The following is a 23,790-nucleotide window of genomic DNA, read 5'->3' on the forward strand; positions in this document are numbered from 1 at the left end:
CGATGACAGTGCGCACGGGGAACTCGGCCCGGGCCGCCCTCGCGGCGGCCCGGGCCGAGCGCGCCGCCGACCTCGACCGCCGCCTCGGCGGTCTCCTCGCGGAACCGCCGGACGGCGGCGACCGCGCGCTCTCGCTCGTCACCGTCGGCGGGCACGCCCGCCGCGACCTGACCCCCGGCGGCGACCTCGACCTGGTGCTGCTGCACCGCGGCCGCGCCGACATCGCGGAGATCGCCGACCGCGTCTGGTACCCCGTCTGGGACTCCGGGATCCGGCTCGACCACTCCGTCCGCACCGTCGCCGAAGCCCGCGAGGTCGCCCGCGCGGACCTCAAGGCCGCCCTCGGCCTGCTCGCGGCACGGCACGTCACCGGCGACCCCGCCCTGCTCGACGAACTGCGCGCGGCCGTCCTCGCCGACTGGCGCGCCCACGCCCGCACCCGCCTCCCCGCGCTCGCCGAACTCTGCCGCGACCGCTGGGCCGCCCACGGCGAGCTCGCCTTCCTCCTCGAACCCGACCTCAAGGAGTCCCGCGGCGGCCTGCGCGACGTCCACGTCATGCGCGGCGTTGCCGCCTCCTGGGTCGCCCCCGCCCCCGGCGGCCGCGTCCAGGAGGCTCACGACCTGCTCCTCGACGTCCGGCACGCCCTGCACGAGGTGACGGGCCGCGCCACGGACCGTCTCGTCCTGCAGGAACACGACGCCGTCGCGCACGCACTCGAGTTCCCGGACGCCCACGCCCTCAAGCACGCCACCGCCGAGGCCGCCCGCACCATCGCGCACGCCGCCGACCAGATCTGGCGGCGCGTCGAACGCTTCGCCGCGGGCCGCCGGACGCCGTCCGCGCGCCGTCCCGTCGGTGACGGGGCCGTCGAGCACGACGGCGAGGTCGTCCTCGCGCGCGGCGCCGACCTGGACGACCCCGCGCTCGTCCCCCGGGTCGCGGCGGCCGCCGCGCAGCACGGCCTGCCGCTCGCGCCCGCGACCGTCGACCGCCTCGCCGCGTCCGCCGCCGTGCCCCGCCCGCCGTGGCCCGCCGACGCCCGCGACGCCCTCGTCTCCCTCCTCGGCGCGGGCCCCCCGGCGATCCCGGTCTGGGAATCTCTCGATCAGGCCGGAGTGATCGTCCGGTTGATCCCGGAATGGGAGCATGTCCAGAACCGGCCGCAGCGCGACCCGATCCACCGCTTCACGGTCGACCGCCACCTCGTCGAGACCGCCGCCGGCGCCGCCGCCCACACCCGCGACGTCGCCCGCCCCGACCTCCTCCTCGTCGGCGCCCTGCTGCACGACATCGGCAAGGGCCGCGGCGGCGACCACTCCGTCGCCGGCGCCCCCATCGCCCGCGACATCGCCGCCCGCCTGGGCTTCGACCGCACCGACGCGCGCGTCCTGGAGGCCGTCGTCCGCCACCACCTCCTCCTCCCGCACACCGCCACCCGCCGCGACATCGACGACCCCGCCACCATCGAGACCGTCACCACCGCCGTCACCGACGTCCCCGGCCGCGAGCGCGAGACCCTCGAGCTGCTCGCCGCCCTCGCCGTCGCCGACGGCAACGCCACCGGTCCCGCCGCCTGGAACGCGTGGAAGGCCCGGCTCGTCGCCGAACTCGCCCGCCGCGCCGCCGCCGCGCTCTCCGGCGGCACCCCGCCGCCCCCGCCCGCCCTCGGCGAACGCGAACTCGCCCTCGCCCGCCGCGACGGCGTCGCCGTCCGCGTCGCCGGAACCCGCGTGACGATCGCCGCCCCCGACCGTCCCGGCCTGCTCTGGCGCGCCGCGGGCGTCCTGGCCCTGCACCGCCTCGCCGTCCGGACGGCCCGCACCGTCTCCTCGCCCGGCGCGGGCACGGCCGTCCTCGACTTCACCGCCGTCCCCGAATTCGGCTCCCCGCCCGATCCCGCCGCCCTCGAAGCCGATCTGCGCCGCATGCTCGCCGACCGGCTCGACGTCGCCGGCCGCCTCGAACGCCGCGCCCGGTCCCGGCGCGTCCGTCCCGGACTGCCCGTCCCGCCGCCCCGAGTGATGATCGTCGACGGCGCGTCCAGCACCGCCGCGGTCGTCGAGGTCCGCGCCCACGACCGTCCCGGTCTGCTGTGGCGGATCGGGCGCGCGATCGGCGGACGCGGCCTGCAGATCCGCGCCGCCCAGGTGGACACGCTCGGCGCCGAGGCCGTCGACGTCTTCTACGTCGTCGACGCGCACGACCATCCGCCCGCGGACCCGTCCGTCCTGGAGTCCGTCCGAGCCGACATCCTGGACGCCCTGGCCTGACGCACGGGCCCGGCGGCCGACCGGGAGCCGGCGGCTGCGGCGACGCAGGCTCGGCGCCCCGGTGCGGGACACGCGAAGCCAGTGCATAAGCGCGGAGGGAACGCGCGACATGGGAGGGCGGCGCGGGAGGCCGCCGCCGGGCGCGGGTCCGGCGGGTCGCTGGGTTTCAGCGGGCGCGGGAACCGGAGCGCTGCGGAATGCGGCGTGGGAGGGCAGCGTGGGAGGTTGTCGCTGGGTGCGGGTCCGGCGGGTCGCTGGGGCCAGATCCAGGCTCGGGATCCGTGCGTGCGCGTTGTGTCAGCGCGAGGACTGGAGCGCTTCGGAGTGCACGGGTGTGAGGACAGCGCGGGGCTGCCGCCGGGTGCGGGCCCGGCGGGGCGCTGGGTTTCAGTGGGCGCGGGAACTGGAGCGCTGCGGAATGCGGCGTGGGAGGGCAGCGCGGGAGGTTGCCGCTGGGTACGGGTTCGGCGGGTCGCTGGGGCCAGATCCAGGCTCGGGATCCGTGCGTGCGCGTTGTGTCAGCGCGAGGACTGGAGCGCTTCGGAGTGCACGGGTGTGAGGACAGCGCGGGGCTGCCGCCGGGTGCGGGTCCGGCGGGGCGCAGGGGTCTCATGCGGGCACGGGGTGCGTTGGAGCGGGAAGCGGAGTGCCGCGGAATGCGCGGCGTGGGAGGGCAGCGTGGGAGGTTGTCGCTGGGTGCGGGTCCGGCGGGTCGCTGGACCGGTCTCATTGGAATCGCGATGCCGGTGGGGCAAGCGTGGAGGCCGGAGGGGACGCGGGGCCACGCGGACTCGAAGGCAGGTGAGGGCAGCGCGCGGCTTGGGGGCACCGCTGGACGAGCGCGTGTGCGCCGGAGCGGCGCCTCAGCGGCGAGCGGGACCGCCGAGGGCCACGAGTCCCATGCGCGGTGATGGGGACGCCGCGCAAGCGCGGGCGGCACACGTGGAACAGAGATCGGCGAGTCGCTGGGGGAGTGCGCGGCTGAGACCCGGCGGGCCCGCGGCAGAGGGATGCTCGGGAGATCGTTACCTGGAAGGGTGGGGGCGACTCTGCGAGCGGATGCTTGACACGGGTGGGAACCCGCCGGGGAGCCGATACGCTGATAGACGATCCCAGTAGCTTTCCAAGGACGGTCCAGACACGTGTTCGAGACGCTCTCCGACCGGCTGACGACGGTCTTCTCGTCGCTGCGCACCAAGGGCCGGCTCTCCGAGGCCGACATCAACGCCACGGCCCGCGAGATCCGGGTCGCGCTGCTCGAGGCCGACGTCGCGCTGCCCGTGGTCAAGGACTTCATCGCGCGCGTCAAGGAGCGGGCGCGGGGCTCGGAGGTCTCCCAGGCGCTGAACCCCGCCCAGCAGGTCGTCAAGATCGTCAACGAGGAGCTCATCGAGATCCTCGGCGGCGAGACGCGCGAGCTGCGGCTGGCCAAGAACCCGCCGACCGTCGTCATGCTGGCGGGCCTGCAGGGCGCCGGTAAGACGACCCTCGCCGGCAAGCTCGCCCGCTGGCTCAAGCAGGAGGGCCAGACCCCGATGCTGGTGGCGGCCGACCTGCAGCGGCCCAACGCCGTCCAGCAGCTCCAGGTCGTCGGCGAGCGCGCCGGGGTCCCGGTGTTCGCGCCCGAACCCGGCAGCGGCGTCGGCGACCCCGTGGACGTCGCCCGCCGCTCCATCGAGCAGGCCCGGCGCGCGCAGCACAGCATCGTCGTCATCGACACCGCGGGCCGTCTCGGCATCGACGCCGAGATGATGCAGCAGGCCATCGACATCCGCGACGCCGTGCAGCCGGACGACGTCCTGTTCGTGGTCGACGCCATGGTCGGCCAGGACGCGGTGAACACCGCCCAGGCGTTCATGGACGGGGTCGGCTTCGACGGCGTCGTCCTGACCAAGCTCGACGGCGACGCGCGCGGTGGTGCGGCCCTCTCGGTCCGGCACATCACCGGCCGGCCGATCATGTTCGCCTCGACCGGTGAGAAGCTCGAGGACTTCAGCGTCTTCCACCCGGACCGGATGGCCGGGCGCATCCTCGACATGGGCGACATCCTCACCCTGATCGAGCAGGCCGAGCGCACCTTCGACGAGGCGCAGGCCGAGAAGATGTCGGCCAAGTTCGCCTCCGGCGAGGACTTCACCCTCGAGGACTTCCTCGAGCAGATGATGATGATCCGCAAGCTCGGCCCGATCGGAAACCTGCTCGGGATGATGCCGGGCATGGGCCAGGTCCGCGATCAGATCAGCCAGATCGACGACCGCGACCTGGACCGGATCGCCGCGATCATCCGCTCGATGACCCCGCAGGAACGCTCCCAGCCCAAGATCATCAATGGCTCGCGCCGCGCCCGCATCGCCAAGGGGTCCGGTGTCGGCGTCGGTGAGGTCAGCAGTCTCGTCACGCGCTTCTTCGACGCGCAGAAGATGATGCGGCAGATGGCGGGCGGCATCCCCGGAATGCCGGGTATGCCCGGCGGAGGCAAGCGCAAGGCGACGAAGGCCGCGAAGGCGAAGAACAAGAAGGGCAAGCAGCGCAGCGGCGACCCCCGCAAGCGGGCGGCCCAGGGCAAGCAGCAGCCCAAGGAGCACGCCGACGGTGCGCCCCAGGGGCTTCCGCCCGGCCTCGGCGGTCAGCTGCCTCCGGGGCTCGGCGGGCAGTTGCCGCCCGGCTTCCAGATGCCCGACCTCGACAAGCTGCAGGGCCGCAAGAAGAAGTAACGCGCGGCGTCACCGCACGATTGCGCTTTTCCCGCCTCCGTCTGGCAGAATGACGGGCTGGAAACCCCGTAGCCGCGAGGCGCCCTCTCTCGTCCTGCGCGGCCGGAGTCCTCGGGCTGGCCGAACGCCGGTGTTCCCCACCTGGCACGGCATGCCCACCCTGTAATGAAGTCTGGAGTACACCACACCCGTGGCAGTCAAGATCAAGCTCAAGCGTCTGGGGAAGATCCGGAACCCGCAGTACCGGGTCGTCGTCGCCGACGCCCGCACCAAGCGGGACGGGCGGGCCATCGAGGAGATCGGCCTCTACCAGCCCAAGCAGGAGCCGTCGCTCATCCAGATCGACTCCGAGCGCGCGCAGTACTGGCTCGGCGTCGGCGCCCAGCCGACCGAGGCCGTGCTGAACCTGCTGAAGATCACCGGTGACTGGCAGAAGTTCAAGGGCGAGCCGGGCGCCGAGGGCACCCTCAAGGTCGCCGAGCCGAGGCCCGACCGCAAGGCCGTCTTCGAGGCCGCGGTCAAGGAGGCCCTCGGCGACGACGCCGGCGAGGCCACCGCCACCCGCACCAAGAAGAAGGCCGAGCCGAAGAAGGCCGAAACCGAAGTCAAGAGCGAGGGCTGACGTGCTCGAAGAAGCGCTCGAGCACCTGGTCCGCGGGATCGTCGAGCACCCCGACGACGTCGGAGTGCGCGCCCGCCGGATCAGGGGCGGCCGGGTCCTCGAGGTGCGCGTGCACCCCGAGGACCTCGGCAAGGTCATCGGCCGCGGCGGCCGCACCGCCAAGGCCCTGCGCACCGTGATCAGCGCCCTCTCCGGGGGCCGCTACGTGCGCGTGGACCTGCTCGACGTCAACGAGGTCCGCTGACAGCGTGAACCTCAGCTCCGCCGCACGGCGCCACGCCGTGTCCGTGCGGGGGGACGACCTGCCCGGCCGTCCCCCCGCCCGCGGGCGTCTCCGAGCGCTCTCTTCCCGTCCGGCCCATCTCGGCCGGTCGCCTGCCGTCCTCGCCGGCGAACCCTTCGCCGACCTCGGCCCGCCGCATGCCCCGTCCGTGCGGGGCCCCGCCTGTGCTCCACCCGCGAGGCCGTCGGCCCCGGAGCGGCCGACTGTGGAGCCGTCGCCCTTGAGCTCCTCAGCCGTGAAGCGGCAGGTTGCTGAGCCGTCCGCCGCGGACCGGTGGGCCGTGTACCCGACGGCCGTGGAGCCGCCACCCGCGAAGCCGTCGGCTGTGGAGCGGTGGGCTGTGTATCCGTCGGCTGTGGAGCCGTCGGCCGTGTACCCGACGGCTGTGGAGCCGCCAGCCGTGGAGCCGTTGGCCGTGAAGCCGCCAGCCGTGTACCTGTCGGCTGTAGAGCCGCCAGCTGCGTACCCGACGACTGTGAAGCCGTCGGTCGTGGGGCCGTCGGTCGTGGGGTCGGCCGCCGCGACGTCGGCCGCCGAGGGGCCGCGGACGCTGCGAAGCCCGTCTGTCCCGGCCGTCGGCGTACCCGGCTCCACGGCGAGGAACGAACGTCGTGCGGGCGCGCGTTCCGTGCCGTCTCGCGGACGTCGCGAAACGACCGCCGAACGGACGCCTGAACGCGGCGGGCCTGCGAGGTGGGCGCGGTGAGCGAGCCGATCGTCGTCGGGAGAGTGGGACGGCCGCACGGCATCCGCGGCGAGGTGACGCTCGACGTTCGCACCGACGAGCCCGACCTCCGGTTCGCACCGGGCACCGAGATCGCCACCGACCCGGCGTCCGCCGGACCCCTCACCGTCGAGCGCACCCGCATGCATTCCGGACGCCTGCTCGTCCGGTTCGCCGGGATCGCGGACCGCGACGCCGCCGAGGAGTTGCGCGGCACCTGGCTGGTCCTCGACCCCGACGACATCCGGCCCTCCGACGACCCCGACGAATTCCACGACCGCGAGCTCATCGGCCTCGCCGTCGTCACCACCGACGGCGCGGACATCGGCCGCGTCACCGACGTGCTCCACCACGGCCAGGACCTGCTGGTCGTACGGGGTCCCGGCGGGGAACGGCTGGTCCCGTTCGTGGCCGCGCTGGTCCCCGAGGTGGACGTGGCCGCGGGCCGCGTCGTCATCGATCCGCCTCCCGGCCTCCTCGACGAATCATGAACATCGACATCGTCACGATCTTCCCCGAGTACTTCGCACCCCTGGACCTCTCCCTGCTGGGCAAGGCCCGGCGCGGCGGGCTGCTCGATCTCAACGTCCACGACCTGCGGGACTGGACGCACGACCGGCACCGCACCGTGGACGACACCCCCTACGGCGGCGGCCCCGGCATGGTGATGAAGCCCGAGCCGTGGGGCGAGGCGCTGGACGCCGTCGTACCGCCCGGCGTGCAGGCCCGGCTCGTCATCCCCACGCCCGGCGGACGGCCCTTCACCCAGGCGCTCGCGGCCCGGTACGCCGCCGAACCCCGGCTGGTGTTCGCGTGCGGACGGTACGAGGGCATCGACTCCCGCGTCGCCGCGGAGGCCGCGGCCCGGATGCCCGTCGACGAGGTCAGCCTCGGCGACTTCGTGCTCGCCGGCGGCGAGGTCGCCGTCCTGGTCATGGTGGAGGCCGTCGCGCGGCTCCTGCCGGGCGTCCTCGGCAACGCCGACTCGGTCGCCGACGACTCCTTCGCCCCCGGCGCGATGGAATCCCTGCTGGAAGGCCCCGTCTACACGAAGCCGCCCGTATGGCGGGACCATCCCGTCCCGGAGGTCCTGCTCTCGGGCCATCACGGCGCGATCGCACGGTGGCGCAGGGACGAGGCCCTGCGCCGCACTGCCCGAGTCCGACCCGAGCTGCTCGCCCGCCTCGGCCCCGAGGACCTCGACAGGCACGATCGGGACGTCCTCCGGGCCGCCGGTTTTCCGGTCGACGCCGAAGGTATGGCAGACTAGAGCGTCCGTACGCCTGCACTCGCGCAGGCGATGAAGACCGCTTCCGCGGCGCGACGCCCCCACGAAAGACCCACGGGGCCTCTCGACGTCCGCGTTCGACCTTGAGGAACCGCTGCGATGCACACCCTGATCCAGGAGATCGAGAAGGCCGCGATGCGCGCCGACGTCCCGGACTTCCGCCCGGGCGACACGCTGAAGGTGCACGTCCGCGTGACGGAGGGCAACCGGAGCCGTATCCAGGTCTTCCAGGGCGTGGTGATCCGGCGCCAGGGCGGCGGCGCCCGGGAGACCTTCACCGTCCGCAAGGTGAGCTACAGCGTCGGCGTCGAGCGGACGTTCCCGATCAACAGCCCCTCGATCGACAAGATCGAGGTCGTCACCCGCGGCGACGTCCGCCGCGCCAAGCTCTACTACCTGCGCAACCTGCGCGGCAAGGCCGCGCGCATCAAGGAGAAGCGCGAGTCCTGAGCCCGTGTCCCCGCAGCGCCCCGGCCCCCGCGGTACCGGGGCGTTGCCCGTTTCGGGGAAAATGTTCGGCTCGGCTCTCGGCGACACGCCCGTGACGGGCGTCCTCGGGCCCCGCGCCGCTAGTCTTTTGATCCGATGAACGATGAGGACGATCGGAGAGACGTGCGATCCGAGGCCGAGGGCGCGGTGCCCGAAGAAGAGCAGACCGTGACCTCCGAAGAAGAGGAGGAATCCGAGGCCGGCGACGGCAAGAAGAAAAAGCAGGGCTCCTTCTGGAAAGAACTCCCGATCCTCGTCGTCATCGCGGTCGTCCTCGCCCTGGTCATCAAGGCGTTCGCCGTCCAGGCCTTCTACATTCCGTCCGGTTCCATGGAGAACACCCTCCAGGTCGGCGACCGGGTCCTCGTCAACAAGATCGTCTACCACACCCGCGACGTCGCCCGCGGTGACATCATCGTCTTCAACGGCCTGGACTCCTGGGATCCCGAGATGCAGGTCCAGGAGCCCACGAACCCGGTCTCGAAGGCCCTCCGCTGGGTCGGCGCCGCCTTCGGCTTCGCCCCCAACGAGAAGGACTACATCAAGCGGGTCATCGGCATTCCCGGGGACCGCGTCAAGTGCTGCGACGCTCAGGGGCGCGTCACCGTCAACGGTGTCCCGATCGACGAGGCGTCCTACCTTTACACCGACCCGATCACGGGCGAGCAGAACAAGCCGTCCAACGACCCCTTCGACATCACGGTCGCGCCCGGCCAGCTGTGGGTGATGGGCGACCACCGGGAACTCTCCTACGACTCCCGCTCCCACCAGGCCGACCCCGGTGGCGGCACCATCCCGATCGACCACGTCATCGGCCGCGCCTTCGTGATCGTCTGGCCCCTCGACCGCATCGACACCCTTCCGATTCCCGACACGTTCGAGCAGCCCGCCCTCGAGGCGGCCGCCGCGGCCCTTCCCGCGACGCCCTACGCGCTGGGCGCCATCGGCACGCTCCCCATCGCCTATCTCATGAGGCGCCGCCGCATTCCGCACTGATCGGCATCCATCCAGGTGATCAGGGACATGCCCGGAACGGGGCATTCGGGCGGCGGGAGAGGTGTCCGGAGACGTACGCTGCGGAGCATGAAGGGTCGTCCACTCCGCTTCACGCCGCGCCGCGACGCGGGGCTGCTCGCCTACGAGCGAGCCCTCGCGCACGCCGGCTTCACTCCGGTGGCCGGTGTCGACGAGGCGGGGCGGGGAGCGTGCGCCGGACCGCTGGTCGTCGGCGCGGTGATCCTGCGCGACGGACGCCGCGGGGCGATCGACGGGCTGACCGACTCCAAACTCCTCACCCCCGTTCGCAGGGAGGAGATGTACGACGAGATCACGCACCGGGCCCTCGCCTGGAGCGCCGTGGTCATCCCGTGTCACGACATCGACCGCATCGGCCTGCACCGGTGCAACATCACCGGGATGCGCCGCGCCCTCGCCGCCCTGCCCGAGCGCCCCGGCTACGTGCTGAGCGACGGTTTCCCCGTGCCGGGGCTCGACGTGCCCGGCCTCTCGATGATCAAGGGCGATCAGGTCGCCGCATGCGTCGCCGCCGCCTCCATCATCGCCAAGGTCACCCGAGACCGGATCATGGTGCGTCTGCACGAGCGGTATCCGAACTACGGTTTCGACCTCCACAAGGGCTATGCGACCCGCGCTCACAGCGCGGCCCTCCTTGAGCACGGACCTTGTCCGGAGCACAGGTTCTCCTACGTCAACGTTGGGCGGGCAGTGCGTAACAATGGGGAGGTGGCCTTGGGGGAGGTCCCCGGCGAAGGCCGCACGGAAGGGGCACGAGCGTGAGCGCCGAGGATCTCGAGAAGTACGAGACCGAGATGGAGTTGCAGCTCTATCGCGAGTACCGGGACGTCGTCGGGCTGTTCACCTACGTCGTAGAGACGGAACGCCGCTTCTACCTCACCAATTCGGTCGACCTGCAGGTACGCGGCACCGACAACGGCGAGGTCTTCTTCGAGGTCACCATGCAGGACGCCTGGGTCTGGGACATGTACCGCCCCGCCCGCTTCGTCAAGAACGTCCGTGTGGTGACGTTCAAGGACGTCAACGTCGAGGAACTCGCCAAGAGCGACTTCGAGATGCCGTCCGACCAGTAACGCGGTAGGCGCCGTCCAGCGGCGCGCCGTCCCTCGACCGTCGACCCCGACCAGCCTCGCCGCGCGGGTGCGCCCCTGGTCTACGCGTCGGTAGGTGCCGATTCGGCGGGGTCGGACGCTCGGGAGTTCGGGGGCGACGACTTGGCGGTCGGCGTCAGGCGCCACCCGGCGTGGGCGCGTTCGACGAAGCCGCCCGCCGCCAGGATGCCCAGCTTGGCGTTGACCACCGGCATGGGCACCCCCGCCTTCGCTGCCAACTGGGCCGGGCCGACCGGGCCGCGGGCGGGGAAGGACTCCAGGACGGACCGTGTCACCGGCTCCAGCCGATCCCGGGGGAGGACCGGTGTCCGCGGGGCCGGAGCCAGGTCGTCGCCGATGCGGCCGACGGCCTCGATGACCTCCTCGTGCCGGGAGACCAGGACCGTGCCCTCCTCGCGGAGGAGCCGGTGAGCGCCGACCGACGTCCGGGAGGTGACCTGACCGGGGACGGCCATCACGACGCGGTTGAGCCTGCGGGCCCACGACGCCGTGTTCAGGGCGCCGCTGCGGGCCTCGGCCTCGACGATCACCGTGCCGCGGGACAGTGCGGCGATCACTCTGTTGCGCACCAGGAACCGGAGCCGGTGCGGATGGGTGCCGGGCGGCGACTCGCTGACCAGGACCGAGCGCCGGGCCATCTCGGCGAACAGCCCCTCGTTCGACGCCGGGTACGGGACGTCGAACCCGTTCGCCAGGACCGCGACGGTGGGGCCCTCCGCCGCCATGGAACCGCGATGGGCGGCGGCATCGATCCCGAGGGCGCCCCCGGAGATCACCGTCCAGCCGGAGTCGGCCAGCTCCGCCGCGAACTCCGCTGCGACGTGCACCCCATAGGAGGAGGCGGCACGGGAGCCGACGATCGCGACCGAGTGCAGGCAACTCCTGCGCAGGTCGGCCGGACCGCGCAGCCACAGCGCGTAGGGGCGCTCGCCGCCGAGGTCGTCGAGGGTGGTGGGCCATTCGGGGTCTCCCGGGCAGATCAGGCGTCCGCCGAGTTCGGCGCACACGGTGAGGTCCTCGTCGGGGGCGGCCGCGATCAAGCGGATCCGCCAGTGTTCGAGGCGTGCCGACTCCTTCGCGGTGACGCTCAGGCCGTCGGGCGGACGGGCGGTGCGGATCGATTCCAGGGCTCGTCCGGCCCCGCAGTGGTCGATGAGCCGGTTCAGGAAGGCGTCGCCGGGTTCGGCGACGGCGGAGAGGGCGGCGCGCGCGGCCCGTTCGGCGTTCATACGCGGCCCACCGTCCAGAGGCCGAGAGCGCCGCCGATGTCGTCGGCCTCGGGTTCGTCGTGGCCCGCGAGGTCGGCGATGGTCCAGGCCACCCGCAGGAGCCGGTCGAGACCCCGGGCGCTCAGCGTGCCGCGCTGGAGCGCGTCGTCCGCGCTTCGCATCGCCTCGCCGGACGGGACGAAACGGCGGCGCAGCTCCGGTCCGGGAATCTCGGAGTTGGCGCGCCAGGGAGTTCCGGACAGGCGCTTGAGCGAGCGTTCGCGCGCGTCGAGGACCCGTTCGGCGACGACCTTGCTCGTCTCGGCGAACTCCAGGTCGTACCGGAGTTCGGCACGGCTGGCCGGGGTCAGTTCCAGTTTCAGATCGATCCGGTCCAGGAGCGGGCCGGAAATGCGGGTCCCGTACTTGCGGCGGATCCCCGGGGCGCAGGAGCAGTCGATCTGCTTCGCGGCCGCGCACGGGCACGGGTTGGCCGCCAGGACGAGCGTGAAACGGGCCGGGAAGGTCGCGGTGCCCTCCGCCCGGCAGATCCGGACCCGGCCCTCCTCCAAGGGCTGTCGGAGCGCGTCCAGAGTGCCGTGCTGGAACTCCGGCGCCTCGTCCAGGAAGAGGATCCCCCGGTGCGCCAGGGAGACGGCGCCCGGCTGGAGCGTCCGGCCGGAGCCGCCGCCGACCATCGCGACGCGGCTGGCGGTGTGGTGCGGTGCGTAGAACGGCGGCTGGCTGATCAGCGGCTGACCCGGCGGAAGCGTGCCCGCGACGGAATGGATCGTGGTGACCTCCAGTGCGGACTCCGGCTCCAGTGGCGGTAGAAGTGTCGGCAGCCGCTCCGCCAGCATGGTCTTCCCGCACCCCGGTGGTCCCGAGAAGTAGAGATGGTGCCCTCCGGCGGCGCTGATCTCCAGGGCGCGGCGGGCGTCGGCCTGTCCCCGGACGTCCGCCAGGTCGACGTCGGAGGGGATCTCCTTGCGGCCGACGGTGAGCCTGCCGCCGAGCGGCGGTTCGTCCGCGGCCTCCTCGATCGGCGGCGGCTCGTCGCGCAGGATGCACAGGAGGCCGCGCAGAGTGTGCGCGGAGACCACCTCCACGTCCGGTACCAGCCGCGCCTCCGCCGCGTTGGCGTGCGGGACGACCACGGTGCGGCAGCCGCTCTGGGAGGCGGCGAGCACGGCGGGCAGCACACCCTGCACCGCGCGGATCCGGCCGTCCAGTCCCAGTTCGCCGATCATCACCAGTCCCGCGCACGACCGGGCGGGGACGACCTCCGCGGCCGCGAGCAATGCGACGGCGATGCTGAGATCGAAGTTCGAGCCGCGCTTGGGCATGCTGGCCGGGAACAGCGACACCGTCACGTGCCGGTTGGGCCACACCAACTGGAAGCAATGTTGAAGGTAGCACACTTCCAGGAGACCTGAACCAAGTGCAGCACCCCAACACCCTCAGCCGGCCCGCTCGCTGGTCCGTCTACGCAGGTACCCCAGTCGCCCTCGCAGCCGTGGCTGCGCTCGCCTACGAGCCTCAGAGCGCCCTGGGGCAAGCAGTCGGGTGGAGCCCCTACGTTGCCTGGCTTCTCCCCGTAGCGGTCATCGTGTGCGAACTGGTGGGCACTCTCGTCTACTTCTGTAGCCCCGATGGCCCCGGCCGCAACTCTGCCCGCCGGGCCGCCATGGTGGCCATCGCAATGAGCTACGGCCTGTCCTGCACCTGGCACGTCCTACACCCCGGCAACGCCCCAATGGGTGTGACGCTGATCGTCAGCGGCGTCCCCAACGCCGTGGCTGCCCTCATGCTTCACATCGCCATGTCGATGTCGGCCGCGCCGGAAGTCGCTCAGCCGGAACCGAAAGTAAGAGCGGAACCGCAGCCGGAAGTCGCCACCATCGAACTTCCGGAAGTCCCCCCGGCAGTGGAACCGGAACCCGAGCCGGAACCCCGGAAGCCCACCAGGCCCCGGAAGTCGCACACGCACCCGAGGACCGCCTCAGCCAAGGCGGAAGCCCTGGAACACCTGGGGAGCCTTCCGGAAGATCAGCTTCCCTCAGCAGTGGAACTTGCCGCGAAGTTCCGGAGGACCGATCGTTGGGCCCGGAACGTCCTAGCGGAGTTCAAGGACCCTCAGGCCGCCTGACTACATAGCCCCCGGCAACGGCCGGGGGCTGTGCTGTGTCTGGATACTTTCTTCCTTCTTCAGTGGCAGCGCTCTGCCGTACCGATGATGCCTACTATCACCAAGGACGGCCCGCGAACCCACATGCTCCAAGTCAGATCCGTACCGTGGCTCAAGCTGTTAACAGCCGACCGGTACCGGAACGGCCAGTCCTCAGTCCCACGATGCATCGCTTCCTCGATGATCGGGTTCCAGAACCCCTGGAGCCACTCAAGACCTTCTTCCGGGCTCTTGGGGGCAGCGCGGACGAGCCTCTGGTTCTTCCGCAGCCAAGCGCGCACGTCAATGGGGGCTACATCCGAGGAGTCCAGGCTCCGGGCCGTGTCATCGGCGTACTGGGCACCCGTGCCGCGCCAGGTGTAGCAGTGCCAGTGGAGCCCCAGCTCCTCCCAGCGACCCGACAGGGTCTCGACAGCCTTCTCGTAGTCGAACGGCGGGATCGTGATGGTCACCTGGGGAGTCTCCCATGAAGCAGGCCCCGTCTGCGGGGGAGACGGGGCCTGCGGTCGAAGGTGTCAGGTCAGAGGACGTTGCAGTCCTGGTGGCACGTGTTCGTGCATCCGGTGCCGGCCGGGGACCACATGTCCTCGTCCACGGGCAGGCCGGTCACTCGCATGACGGCGGCCGTACGCTGGATCGCCTCACCGCCGTCCTCCATGCCGTCCGCCGGCTCGTGGTGCATGAAGCGGCCCGCGACGCGGTCGCAGAAGGCCGCGTACGCCTTGGTGTGGATGATGAACATGTGCCATCCCCAGTCCACCTCGAAGGGCGGCGCGAGGGGGACACCGGGGTTCTCAGCGCACGCCTGGAGGAAGCTGAGCGCCTGCTCCATGATCCGTTCGGCGTGCTCGTTGGAGATCTCATGCTCGCTCGCCAGACGGCTCGTGAGCTGGCCGAACAGCTCGCTGCTGATCAGCTCTCTCGGGTTTCGGGTCGGGGCTTGGACAGTGACTGTCATGTGCTTCTCCGAACCTTGAGGGGTGGAGCCCCGGCCAAGGGGAAGCCAGAACCGGGGCCCCTATGCTTCACGCCCTGCATAGGTAGATGCCGATAGACCACCTACTTTCTTCGTCAGGAGCCAGGTCCTCCGGCAGCCCCCGGAGGAAGATCACCACCTGTCCCCGCAGATCGAGCACTTCACCTTGCCGTTGCTGTCCTCTACAGGGTTGTGTGGACCGTTCGACCTACAGTCCGGGCCAGGCCCGGCGTGCTTCTTTTCGTAGTCTCGGGCCTCTTCGAGGTCACTCTTCTTAGGCACGTCTTCCTTGCCAGCGGTAGTAGGTGTGCGGGTATGGTCAGTCCAGAACGCCAATAAAGGACAGGCATGCCGAAGTTGCAGCACAAGGTTCGAATCGTCGGCGAGACGCTTCGGATCTACGACTACAAACCCCCGCGACGGGGCAGGCCGCCGCAGTACGAGGTCACCACCTACCGTGTAGCCCCTGCCGCCCTAGAAGCGGCCCTGCAACTGGCGGGTGGGGATCCGTCGAGGTTGGTCCCGCAGCGGGACGGCTCGGTGGTGGTGAAGAACCACGGGCGTGCTTGACCGCCTTCTTTCTTCTGTGCGCGGCACGGTGACGCCGAGCTGAAGGAAGCAGAAGCCACGTCATGAAGGCGCCGAAGGCTCCGCAAGCGGCTCCGTAGAGGAGCAAGCCCGCCACGATCTGGCCGAGTTCCGGAAGCTGGATGTACCCCATCAGCCCGAGTTCCGGTGCGCCCACGCGGGCAGCAGGCCATGACTCGCCGCCAACTCGTCCTGCTCCTTCATGAGCTGCTTCAGCTCATCTTTGGTCGTCGCTGTGACAGTGCCCAAGACACCCAGCTCCTTGAACTTTGGTGGCACCTGGTACCGGACGCAGACCACCCACTTCTGGGTGTTGGTGGACCAGTACGGCACCATCCAGCGCCCCTTCGGCTCCTCAGGGGCCGGCAGGGGTGTGTCCCGGTCGAAGCGTGGGGTTTCGCCGGACTGCATGACACCTCCGGGTAGACTGTGATCTACTGGTTAAACGTTCGATGAGTTGACGCTAACTCATCGTCCAGAGGCAGTCACGACCTTGGATCAATGATCGAAACATTGGATGTCTGAGCGAAACATTGAACCTTTGAAGGAGGGGCAGGGTGGGACTGAGCGCGAGGGACCTCGCGGCGGTACTCAGACGGAAAATCCAGGATCAGGAGTTCAAGTACGGCGAAACGCTCCCATCACAGAGCGAACTGGCCAGAGAGTACGGAATCAGTGTCTCGTCAGTGAACAGATCACTGGCGGAGCTGAGACGAGAGGGACTCGTGCGTCCCGAGCAAGGAAAGGGAACCATCGTGACCTCACTGCCACGAATCATCCGAGACGCCCGAGACAGGTACACAACCCCCAAGCGCAACGAGAACCGCGGCGCCTTCGCTGCGGAGGTCTCCCGCCTCGGCATGACGCCGAGGTCGGACACGAACATCTTCCGGACTCCTCCGCCGGCCCGTGTCGCCGAGTTCCTCGGAACCCCGAGTGGAGAGGAAGTCGTCGTACGGAACCGCGAGATGTACGCCGATGACACGCTCGTGCAGATCGCACCCAGCTACATCCCCCTGGACATCGCCGGGGGGACGATGCTGGAGGACTTCGTCCAGGTTCCGGGCGGGATGGTCAGCACTATGGCCGAATTGGGGTTCGAGCAGGTCCATGCGGACGAGTTCCTGACCCCGTCCCGAACCCCCACACCCGAAGAGGCCGAGAAGTTCGACATCCGCGGCGACCAGTCCGTCTTCGAGATGTTCCACGTGGCGTACGACGCCACGGGAAGGGTCGTGGAGGTCTGTCACCACGTCGGACCGACCCATCTGTGGGAGTTCGTCTACCGAGTGCCGATGAAGTAGGACCAGCAGAAGGCCCCCTCCTCCGGGAGGGGGTCTTTTCATATACTTACAGTTAGGTGACTTCAGCTAGGGCGAAAGGTAGTGTCGATGCCGCCTTCAGAACGGCTCGGGTTCCGGGAGATTGCCTCCAAAATCCGGCAAGACATCCTAGAAGGGGCATATCCCACCGGATCCACCCTTCCACCGGAGCCTCAGCTCGCTGAAAGGTACGGGGCATCTCGAAGCCTCGTAAACCGTGCAATGCAGGCGCTCTACGCCGAGGGTATTGTGCGCCCTCAGCGAGGAAGAGGTACCGAAGTGACCTGGACTGACCCCCTCGTTCACACCCCGAAGCGGTACAGCCGGGACTTCCGAGAGCGAGACAGCGCTCTCGGGGCCCTGGACTCCCAACTGAAGACCCTCGGGGCAACACCTGTCCACAAGATCACCACCGAGCGGACCGCACCGCCGGCCGACATCGCGGCGCTGCTCCAGACGGACCAGGCGCTCGTCCGCCGGCGCCTGGTTCTTGTCAACGGATCCCCCTACCGGATGGGGGAGAGCTGGTTCCCGCTCGACATTGTCAAGGACTCGCCCCTCGAAGAGGCGAGCCCGACCCTCGTCGGGGGAGTGAAAAGCGCCCTGGCGGCGCTCGGCTACCCACAAACCACGGCCAAAGAGCGGATCACCGCGAGCCGAACCCCAACCCCGGCAGAGTTCCAGGCCCTGGACATCAGCCCGGAACGATCCGTCGCCGAGATCATGCACATCGGGTACACCGCGGACGGCAGAGTCGTCGAAGTGACTGTGACGGTGGCGCCGGCACAGACGTTGGTGGCCGAGTTTGAGTTCGACCTCGACTAAGGTCCGACACTCGGCGGCTCCTTGACTGTCGCCCCCAGCTCGGTAGAACCTTGAGACGCACGGGCGGTCGTCTGCCACGGGAAACCGTGGCACCCGGTCTCCGGCTTCAGCCGGCCGACGTGCACCCTCAGGCCACATCGAGGCTGAGGTAGCCTCGTAGCAGGCGGTTTACACGTCCTGATGGATGTGGCTAGACCTCAAAACCGCCTCCCAGGGGCCCTCCTTCACGGGAGGGCCTCTTTTCGTGTCTCAGAGCCTCTTAGAGGAAGCCGGCACTGGACTTTATAGACGCCTTCACAGCGTCTCAGGCGCTAACTGGGGCCCATCTGGGGCCCCTTGAGGCCCCTAGAACACCCTCAACTTTGCCATTCTGTGACCTGAGGTGTTTCCCCAGGTCGAAAATGGGTTTCAACCCGAAAAACAGGCCAAGATCAAGTCCTGAGATCCGTACAATCCGCGAGAGGGGAGACTACCCTCCCCCGCGCGAAGTAAGAAACGAGGGTACCCCCCCACCCTATCTGACCTGGGCTTTCATCTTTCTTACGGCTTGCTGCCTGTCTTTATCACTGTGAGTAGTGAATTTCACTCTCTGTCATCATCACTCCTCTTTGTGCTTGCTCACCTGCTGTTACTACTCACTGTGCCCTTGTCCTCTACCTAGTGTGCTCTACCTAGTGTGACCTGCTGCTATGCCCTGTCTATGCAGGTGGGACCGTATGTGTAGGGGAGTGGGTTGCGTGGGGTTGCCTCTCCAAGTCGCCCCAAAGTGGCCCCTGACCTGCGAAAACGTCCCTGCGAAGGGCCTTCCCACGGTGGGCGCCCGTGAAGGCGCCCCAAAAAACTTTTTTCGGCCTCTGACCTGCGGAAACGCCCCCTGGGAGGGTGTCAGCGAGTTGATAGTGAGTAGAGATCCTGCTTAGCTATGGAGTGTTCCACCCCGGAACGCACCGCCCCACCGGGCGGCGCGGGAAGGGCGGGGACGCCGCTTCTAGACCGACCTCCGGGCCGGTCGCCACAACTCAAGAGCTGATCACGAATCGCACGGCGCGACGCAAGTCGCGTGACTGTTCGCGAGAGTCGCTAAACCGACGCCGACCATGCCAAACCCGCCCCTAGGCGGGGGCGGTGCCGGGGAAGTTCCCGCAACGCAAGAACGCGGGCAACTTCACTTGTGACGGGGTGCCGCCATAGGCCGAGAAAGCCCAGACTGCGAGTAGATAGCGAGTTGACAAAGCCAGGCGGGACGTGATTAGCTCGGAGTTGTTCGGCCAGCAGGATCGGCCGGACGGGCGGTGAGACTCTCGCGAGTCTCTCGCTAGCGGGCAAGAACGGGCCGTATGGAACGGTGCCGCTGCCGAATCGCAAGCGAGTAGATAGCGAGTTGACACCGACCGGGAACGGAAGCTAGATTGGAAACAAGCCCGAACCGGGGACGCCGCAAGCGGCCGACTCGCTCGGACGGGAAGCTAGACCACTCTCCGCACGATGCGGGAGGGCAGTGGACCGCCCGAAACAGCGAGTTGATAGCGAGTGGATAACCCGCTAGGGTGGAAGAAGAAACAAGCCGTACGGCCCTCCGGGGCCACGCGGAACCAGGTGAGCGAGCGCTCGCCGGGCGAAACCGCCAGGTGTGAACTGGCAGGTCGCACGGTGACTAGGCAGCCGGACCTGGCGGGCGTCGAACGGACGGTCAACCCGCACGAATGCGATAGCGGGCCCCTCCGAACGGCGTGCCGTAGAACCGACTGAGTACGGTCGGGTCGAAAGCGGAATGGTAGCCCGATTAGGGAAACCGGGATATAGCAGGGCAAGAGCAAGAGCCCTGGCAGTGAGTCGGTACTGAGAACTGACGTTTGGCGCAACCCAATGCGTCGCACTGGATACAGCCCGGCGTGATCGAAAGGGAGTCGGACCGCGAGTAGCTCGACAGGGAAACGTCGGACGATCGGATGCTGGGCAGTCGGGCCTTTGGCTCGACGGGGGTTCGATTCCCCTGCCGATCACTTGGCCGGTCAATGGCCACAAATCTCAACGAGTAGATAGCGAGTAGAGACGTGAAGTTCAACCTGGATGTTTGGTCCGAGGAACTGGACCCTGAGAAGGACTTCCCCAAGGGGAAGATGCTCGACCAGCACCACACCCGAAACAACGGCATGGGTGCGGCCGACTTCCGTGACGCTAAGGGCCGTGGCACCCGTGCGGGTGTTGGTGAGGTGAAGTCGACGGCGGGGGAGCGGGTCAAGCGGAAGAAGCGCAGTTCCAAGCCCAAGGGCTTTCAGCCTGCCCGGAAGGGTGCCGTGCAGCACAAGGCTGCGCATGAGAAGCGCCTGGCGACGCTTGCCAAGCGTCACCCGGAGGTCTACGCCCGAGTTGTGCGACAGATGGAGGCCGCCAAGTGAACATCAAGGGCATCGACATGGAGAAGCTCCTGAAGGAGGCCGCGCGTATGGGTAAGACGCGCGAGGACCTGGAGAAGGCGCTCCGGCTCAACAAGAGCACCGTCGCACGACTCGCGGGCGCCTACTCGTCCGATGGTTCGGGTGACAAAGAGTAGATAGCGAGTAGATCGCGTGTGGCTTCCATGGGGCCCTTCGGGGCCCTGTGGTGGATACACGGGATTCAAGAAAGGACACAGACTTGATTTCTCTGAAGAAGTTCGACCTGCACGTGGGCGACGCCGTCGCGGACAACACGGGTGACTACGGGTTCATTGAGAGCCCGCTGTACACACACCCGGATTACGGAACCGTCGCGGACGTGGACCTCATCGGTGCCAACAACGAGTTCGACTCCGGGATCTGGCAGGTCTACCCGCAGTACCTCACGCACACGTCCTTGTGCGAGTGCGGTAACCCGTTCGCCCTCTGCCACCCGGAGGCGTGACGGCATGAAGTGGGTTACCGCCGCGATTCTGCTCGGAATCGGCATCGGCCTGACCGTTTACACGGTCCTCGGCACCTTCACCCCGGACAGTTCGCATGTGGATTATCCGCCGTGCGTGACGGAGGACTCGCCCGGTCCCTGCTACTGGGACGCGGAAATACAGGGGAACGGCGAGGGCCGTTCCTTCCTGGTCCACGCGGACGGCACCGTTCAGTACCTCTGAAAGGGGACACGTGATCACTCGATCCAAGTTCGAAGTTCTGCTCGGCCAGCTCGGGTTCATGATCAACCGGGGTGGAGCCAAGGACTCGTACGAAGAAGGGCTCATGGAGGGCCTCGCAACCGCGATCGAAGCGGTCACGGGTGCCAACCCCGTGGACGTCGTCTTCGCGACGCGTGACGCCTACCTGGACGGGTCCGAAGACGAGGCGCTCGCCGGGAAGTTGATCGCGGAACAGCTCGAACGCGGGGGCTTTCTTCTTCCTTCCTGACTAGGCCGAAACGGGCGCTCATTCCCGCCCGTCGTGCGCTGACATTGCGCACCTGACGATGGCCCGTCAGTCAATCTCTCCCGGATGGGGTCCCTATGACCGTCACCGCCATTGCCACGCCCATGTTCGACCTGGCGAACGAGATCATCCGCGACGGCGGCGCCACCTGGCACGCCTACCGGCCCGCGCCGATGGACGGGTTCATGGTGTCCGCCCCCAACCACGAGCGGCGTATCCCGCTCGCCGAGTTCAACAGCACCGAGGTCGAGATGTACATGCGTGACAAGCAGAACATCACGTACAGGTACGACGACCTCTTCTACGGCGCGTGGATCGACGGCGGGCACGTCTACCTCGACCTGTCCTACTGGGTGGCCACCCGGACGGTGGCCATTCAGTTGGGCAAGATCGCGAAGCAGCTCGCCATCTGGGACGTGCTGAACGGGGCGGAGATTCGGCTCTAACCCTCAGGAGTCGTCGGAGTGAGAAGTGGGGCACGGGCTTGGGTCCGTGCCCTGCGGCATTCCTGCGAATCCTGCCACGTCGAAAGGACTTGTAATGAGTCTCGCGTATGCCGACTACTTCACCACCGGTCCGGGCAAGCCTCTGGCCCACAAGGGGACCGGTTCCCGCTCCAAGCGGATCGAGCGTATCCGCAAGGCGATGCCGTTCGTGGACGACCTGATGTCCCTGTCCAACGAGATGGACGGTACGCCCTGGACACAGCGCCGCGGATACACGGCCGAGGACGAGATGTGGGTTCCGCTCCCCATCTCGCACAACGACCGCGAGGACGACCCGCGTGCGGACTCGAACTACTACACGGCTGCGGAGCTGCTGGAGGACGCTGCCGCGTTCGGCACCAACTTCCGCATGGACGCATGGCCGGGCGGTGTGATCCACACGCTCATGGTGCGCGCCGATGACGCCCTGGCGTTGCGTGAGGCCGAGCGGATCGTGTCGGCCCTCCAGGACTCCCCGGTCCTGGACGACGAGGATCTTTCCCGTCGCGAGTGGGAGGCCAACCACCCGGCGTTGGGTGAGTGCTACGCCGAGGACGGGTGTGAGTGCGAGTACGCCCAGCACCGTGAGATGTCCGAGGAGGACGGCGGGCACGTGGAGTGGCTGTCCCGCCAGACGTCGCACCCGGAGTACGACGGGGATGGCGACTACTACTGCGAGATTTGTAGCGACTGGTTCACGTTCACGGACGCCGAGAAGGAGTACATCGCGAACGGCGTGGGGGAGGCCCGCCTACGGGAGATCTACGCCCTGCTGGAAGGCAAGGGACAGGCACGCCTCTTCTGACGAAAGGGCCTCGAATGCGTGAATGCGCCTGCTGCGGCATCCCCGTTTACACGGGGCTCCTGCTGTGTGAGTGGTGCGAGCGGGACGACTGCTACGAACCGGACTCACTCGCCTGGCACTGCACGGGTGAATGCGGGGGTGCCTGTGACGGCACCGTGTGTGAACCGATGCCGATGGCTGCCTGAATCACCCTGTGAGCCATTGAGCCCCCGGCCTGTAACGGGTCGGGGGTTGATTAGTCCACAGGGGACTACCGAGAGGGAGACACACATGCTGGAACTGATCAACGACCGTGTCATTCCGGGTGCGCTGCGTCTGACCGAGAGCCAGGGGGATGGGTGGTGGCACCGCATCAACCTGGAGCGCCTGGACTCCAGCTCGGACACGAACTCCGTGCTGGGGCAGCTCTACGGCTCCCGTGAGAAGGGTCTGCGGCTCATGCTGCTGGACACGGAGGAGGCGGACAACTTCGGGTTCCACGTGAACGCGGAGGCGTTCGGGATGGACAACAACATGGCGGTGACGGCGCACCGGATCCTCGATCTGGGGTGGGTCAACCTGATCTCCAACCTCCAGCGGGACACGGTTCGGATCGCGGCCTAATCCCTGTCGGCATCGGGCACACGGACCCTGTTCCGTGTGCCCCATTGTCCACAGTGGGCCAGCAAAGGGAGACACACGTGATCGACATCATCGACATTCGTTCCCGCGTCTACGCAGGGGCCATGATTCTCTCGTTCACCCGGTCGGACCCGTGGTGGAACGTGATCGACCCGGACGCACTCGACCTGGACAGCATCTCGGACTGCATCCTCGGCCAGCTCTACGAAACGTTCGGGGGTGGGCTCAAGGCCCTGGACATGGATCTTTCGGAGGCTCATGACTCCGGGTTCTACGTGCCCCTCTTCGCTGTGAACAAGGATCTCGACCAGCTTGACGAGGAGTACAAGGCGCTCACCAAGGAGTGGCGGACGCTGATCACCCAACTCCGTGAGGCCGACACTGCCGAGGTCAGCTTGGCCTTCTGATCCCTGTGTTCAACATGACCCACGGCTTAGGCCGTGGGTTGTCTTGTCCACATGGGCTCAAAGAGAGGAAACAACATGTCGAAACTGACCTTTGACCAGGTGGAGCAGAAGGTGCGCGAGTTGGCGGCCGAGAACCCGGAGTTCGTCTACGAGACGGGTGGGCACACGGTGTGCCAGTACAACCCCGATGAGGAACAGCCGGGGTGCATCTTCGGGCAGGCGCTCATTGCGCTCGAACGCCCGGTTCCGGGCACGCTGGAGGCCGAGCCAATCGCCAAGGTCCTCGACGAGCTGGGCGTCGAGACGACCGAGGGCCAGAAGTGCTGGGTGAGTGCGGTCCAGTCGCGGCAGGACACCTTCTCCCCCTGGGGTGAAGCGGTGAATTACGCGGACGCGTACTTCGCCGAGTGATCCCTGCCGTCTAGTTGGGGCC

27 protein-coding genes and 1 pseudogene are annotated in these 23,790 nt (G+C 68.5%); 24 read left to right on the plus strand and 4 right to left on the minus strand.

Going from position 1 to position 23,790, the window contains the following annotated elements; genetic code table 11:
- The first annotated feature begins 2 nt into the window (after positions 1 to 2).
- From F7P10_RS33830 to F7P10_RS33875, 10 genes are all read left to right on the plus strand, one after another.
- Positions 3 to 2,273 carry a [protein-PII] uridylyltransferase gene (locus F7P10_RS33830; RefSeq protein ID WP_151015759.1) on the plus strand — a complete coding sequence of 757 codons (2,271 nt, stop codon included), beginning with the start codon at positions 3 to 5 and terminating at the stop codon, positions 2,271 to 2,273.
- A 1,142-nt stretch (positions 2,274 to 3,415) separates the two neighbouring features.
- Positions 3,416 to 4,987 carry a signal recognition particle protein gene (gene ffh / locus F7P10_RS33835; protein WP_151015761.1) on the plus strand — a complete coding sequence of 524 codons (1,572 nt, stop codon included), beginning with the start codon at positions 3,416 to 3,418 and terminating at the stop codon, positions 4,985 to 4,987.
- Positions 4,988 to 5,177: 190 nt separating this feature from the next.
- Positions 5,178 to 5,609 (plus strand): 30S ribosomal protein S16, encoded by a 432-nt coding sequence (gene rpsP, locus F7P10_RS33840; RefSeq protein ID WP_151015763.1) that lies wholly within the window; start codon positions 5,178 to 5,180, stop codon positions 5,607 to 5,609.
- Position 5,610: 1 nt separating this feature from the next.
- On the plus strand, positions 5,611 to 5,853 hold the full coding sequence (locus F7P10_RS33845; protein WP_026405312.1) for an RNA-binding protein: 243 nt from the start codon (positions 5,611 to 5,613) through the stop codon (positions 5,851 to 5,853).
- Between the two features lie 741 nt (positions 5,854 to 6,594).
- Positions 6,595 to 7,107 carry a ribosome maturation factor RimM gene (gene rimM, locus F7P10_RS33850; protein WP_176611761.1) on the plus strand — a complete coding sequence of 171 codons (513 nt, stop codon included), beginning with the start codon at positions 6,595 to 6,597 and terminating at the stop codon, positions 7,105 to 7,107.
- Entirely contained in the window at positions 7,104 to 7,886 is a 783-nt protein-coding gene (trmD, locus tag F7P10_RS33855; RefSeq protein WP_151015764.1) for a tRNA (guanosine(37)-N1)-methyltransferase TrmD, read from the plus strand. Before rimM ends, trmD begins: the two co-directional genes overlap by 4 nt.
- Positions 7,887 to 8,003: 117 nt before the next feature.
- Positions 8,004 to 8,354, plus strand: coding sequence for a 50S ribosomal protein L19 (gene rplS / locus F7P10_RS33860; protein ID WP_026405315.1), 351 nt, complete (start codon positions 8,004 to 8,006; stop codon positions 8,352 to 8,354).
- A gap of 162 nt (positions 8,355 to 8,516) precedes the next feature.
- Positions 8,517 to 9,389 (plus strand): signal peptidase I, encoded by an 873-nt coding sequence (lepB, locus tag F7P10_RS33865; protein ID WP_254716161.1) that lies wholly within the window; start codon positions 8,517 to 8,519, stop codon positions 9,387 to 9,389.
- A gap of 87 nt (positions 9,390 to 9,476) precedes the next feature.
- Positions 9,477 to 10,190, plus strand: a complete 714-nt coding sequence (locus F7P10_RS33870) for a ribonuclease HII (protein WP_151015768.1) — start codon at positions 9,477 to 9,479, stop codon at positions 10,188 to 10,190.
- Positions 10,187 to 10,501: a DUF2469 domain-containing protein gene (locus tag F7P10_RS33875; RefSeq protein ID WP_151015770.1), complete on the plus strand. Its 315-nt coding sequence runs from the start codon at positions 10,187 to 10,189 to the stop codon at positions 10,499 to 10,501. The genes F7P10_RS33870 and F7P10_RS33875 overlap by 4 nt, the downstream gene beginning before the upstream one ends.
- 80 nt (positions 10,502 to 10,581) lie before the next feature.
- Here F7P10_RS33875 and dprA read toward each other — a convergent pair whose 3' ends face one another.
- The 4 genes from dprA to F7P10_RS33895 form a co-directional block, all read right to left on the minus strand.
- Positions 10,582 to 11,769 (minus strand): DNA-processing protein DprA, encoded by a 1,188-nt coding sequence (gene dprA, locus F7P10_RS33880; protein ID WP_151015772.1) that lies wholly within the window; start codon positions 11,767 to 11,769, stop codon positions 10,582 to 10,584.
- Positions 11,766 to 13,139 (minus strand): YifB family Mg chelatase-like AAA ATPase, encoded by a 1,374-nt coding sequence (locus F7P10_RS33885; protein WP_302851481.1) that lies wholly within the window; start codon positions 13,137 to 13,139, stop codon positions 11,766 to 11,768. The genes dprA and F7P10_RS33885 overlap by 4 nt, the downstream gene beginning before the upstream one ends.
- An 817-nt stretch (positions 13,140 to 13,956) precedes the next feature.
- The gene (locus tag F7P10_RS33890; protein ID WP_151015776.1) at positions 13,957 to 14,388 is read right to left on the minus strand and encodes a hypothetical protein; all 432 of its coding nucleotides are present in this window, start codon (positions 14,386 to 14,388) and stop codon (positions 13,957 to 13,959) included.
- A gap of 68 nt (positions 14,389 to 14,456) precedes the next feature.
- Positions 14,457 to 14,894, minus strand: coding sequence for a hypothetical protein (locus tag F7P10_RS33895; RefSeq protein WP_151015778.1), 438 nt, complete (start codon positions 14,892 to 14,894; stop codon positions 14,457 to 14,459).
- A gap of 366 nt (positions 14,895 to 15,260) precedes the next feature.
- On the opposite strand from F7P10_RS33895, the gene F7P10_RS33900 reads away from it, so the two are divergent.
- The 14 genes and pseudogenes from F7P10_RS33900 (at position 15,261) to F7P10_RS33955 (ending at position 23,768) form a co-directional block, all read left to right on the plus strand.
- On the plus strand, positions 15,261 to 15,482 hold the full coding sequence (locus F7P10_RS33900) for a hypothetical protein (RefSeq protein WP_151015780.1): 222 nt from the start codon (positions 15,261 to 15,263) through the stop codon (positions 15,480 to 15,482).
- A gap of 575 nt (positions 15,483 to 16,057) precedes the next feature.
- Positions 16,058 to 16,804, plus strand: a complete 747-nt coding sequence (locus F7P10_RS33905) for a GntR family transcriptional regulator (protein WP_151015782.1) — start codon at positions 16,058 to 16,060, stop codon at positions 16,802 to 16,804.
- A gap of 87 nt (positions 16,805 to 16,891) precedes the next feature.
- Positions 16,892 to 17,044 (plus strand): annotated as a pseudogene (locus F7P10_RS45585) (GntR family transcriptional regulator); the annotation flags it as partial.
- A gap of 57 nt (positions 17,045 to 17,101) precedes the next feature.
- On the plus strand, positions 17,102 to 17,647 hold the full coding sequence (locus tag F7P10_RS33910; RefSeq protein ID WP_254716162.1) for a UTRA domain-containing protein: 546 nt from the start codon (positions 17,102 to 17,104) through the stop codon (positions 17,645 to 17,647).
- A 2,054-nt stretch (positions 17,648 to 19,701) separates the two neighbouring features.
- Positions 19,702 to 20,046 (plus strand): hypothetical protein, encoded by a 345-nt coding sequence (locus F7P10_RS33915; protein ID WP_151015786.1) that lies wholly within the window; start codon positions 19,702 to 19,704, stop codon positions 20,044 to 20,046.
- Positions 20,043 to 20,201: a hypothetical protein gene (locus F7P10_RS42850; protein ID WP_176611762.1), complete on the plus strand. Its 159-nt coding sequence runs from the start codon at positions 20,043 to 20,045 to the stop codon at positions 20,199 to 20,201. The genes F7P10_RS33915 and F7P10_RS42850 overlap by 4 nt, the downstream gene beginning before the upstream one ends.
- A gap of 83 nt (positions 20,202 to 20,284) precedes the next feature.
- Positions 20,285 to 20,530 (plus strand): hypothetical protein, encoded by a 246-nt coding sequence (locus F7P10_RS33920; protein WP_151015788.1) that lies wholly within the window; start codon positions 20,285 to 20,287, stop codon positions 20,528 to 20,530.
- Between the two features lie 4 nt (positions 20,531 to 20,534).
- Complete coding sequence (locus tag F7P10_RS33925) at positions 20,535 to 20,753, plus strand: hypothetical protein (RefSeq protein WP_151015790.1); 219 nt, start codon at positions 20,535 to 20,537, stop codon at positions 20,751 to 20,753.
- A 10-nt stretch (positions 20,754 to 20,763) separates the two neighbouring features.
- A complete protein-coding gene (locus F7P10_RS33930; protein WP_151015792.1) occupies positions 20,764 to 21,021 on the plus strand; it encodes a hypothetical protein in 258 nt (85 codons plus the stop codon).
- A gap of 95 nt (positions 21,022 to 21,116) precedes the next feature.
- On the plus strand, positions 21,117 to 21,485 hold the full coding sequence (locus F7P10_RS33935) for a hypothetical protein (RefSeq protein ID WP_151015794.1): 369 nt from the start codon (positions 21,117 to 21,119) through the stop codon (positions 21,483 to 21,485).
- Positions 21,486 to 21,579: 94 nt separating this feature from the next.
- On the plus strand, positions 21,580 to 22,329 hold the full coding sequence (locus F7P10_RS33940) for a hypothetical protein (protein ID WP_151015796.1): 750 nt from the start codon (positions 21,580 to 21,582) through the stop codon (positions 22,327 to 22,329).
- Between the two features lie 270 nt (positions 22,330 to 22,599).
- A complete protein-coding gene (locus F7P10_RS33945; protein ID WP_151015798.1) occupies positions 22,600 to 22,932 on the plus strand; it encodes a hypothetical protein in 333 nt (110 codons plus the stop codon).
- Between the two features lie 77 nt (positions 22,933 to 23,009).
- Positions 23,010 to 23,357, plus strand: a complete 348-nt coding sequence (locus tag F7P10_RS33950; RefSeq protein WP_151015800.1) for a hypothetical protein — start codon at positions 23,010 to 23,012, stop codon at positions 23,355 to 23,357.
- A 75-nt stretch (positions 23,358 to 23,432) separates the two neighbouring features.
- Complete coding sequence (locus F7P10_RS33955; protein ID WP_151015802.1) at positions 23,433 to 23,768, plus strand: hypothetical protein; 336 nt, start codon at positions 23,433 to 23,435, stop codon at positions 23,766 to 23,768.
- Positions 23,769 to 23,790: the final 22 nt, after the last annotated feature.

Source organism: Actinomadura sp. WMMB 499 (assembly GCF_008824145.1).
Taxonomy (GTDB): Bacteria; Actinomycetota; Actinomycetes; order Streptosporangiales; family Streptosporangiaceae; genus Spirillospora.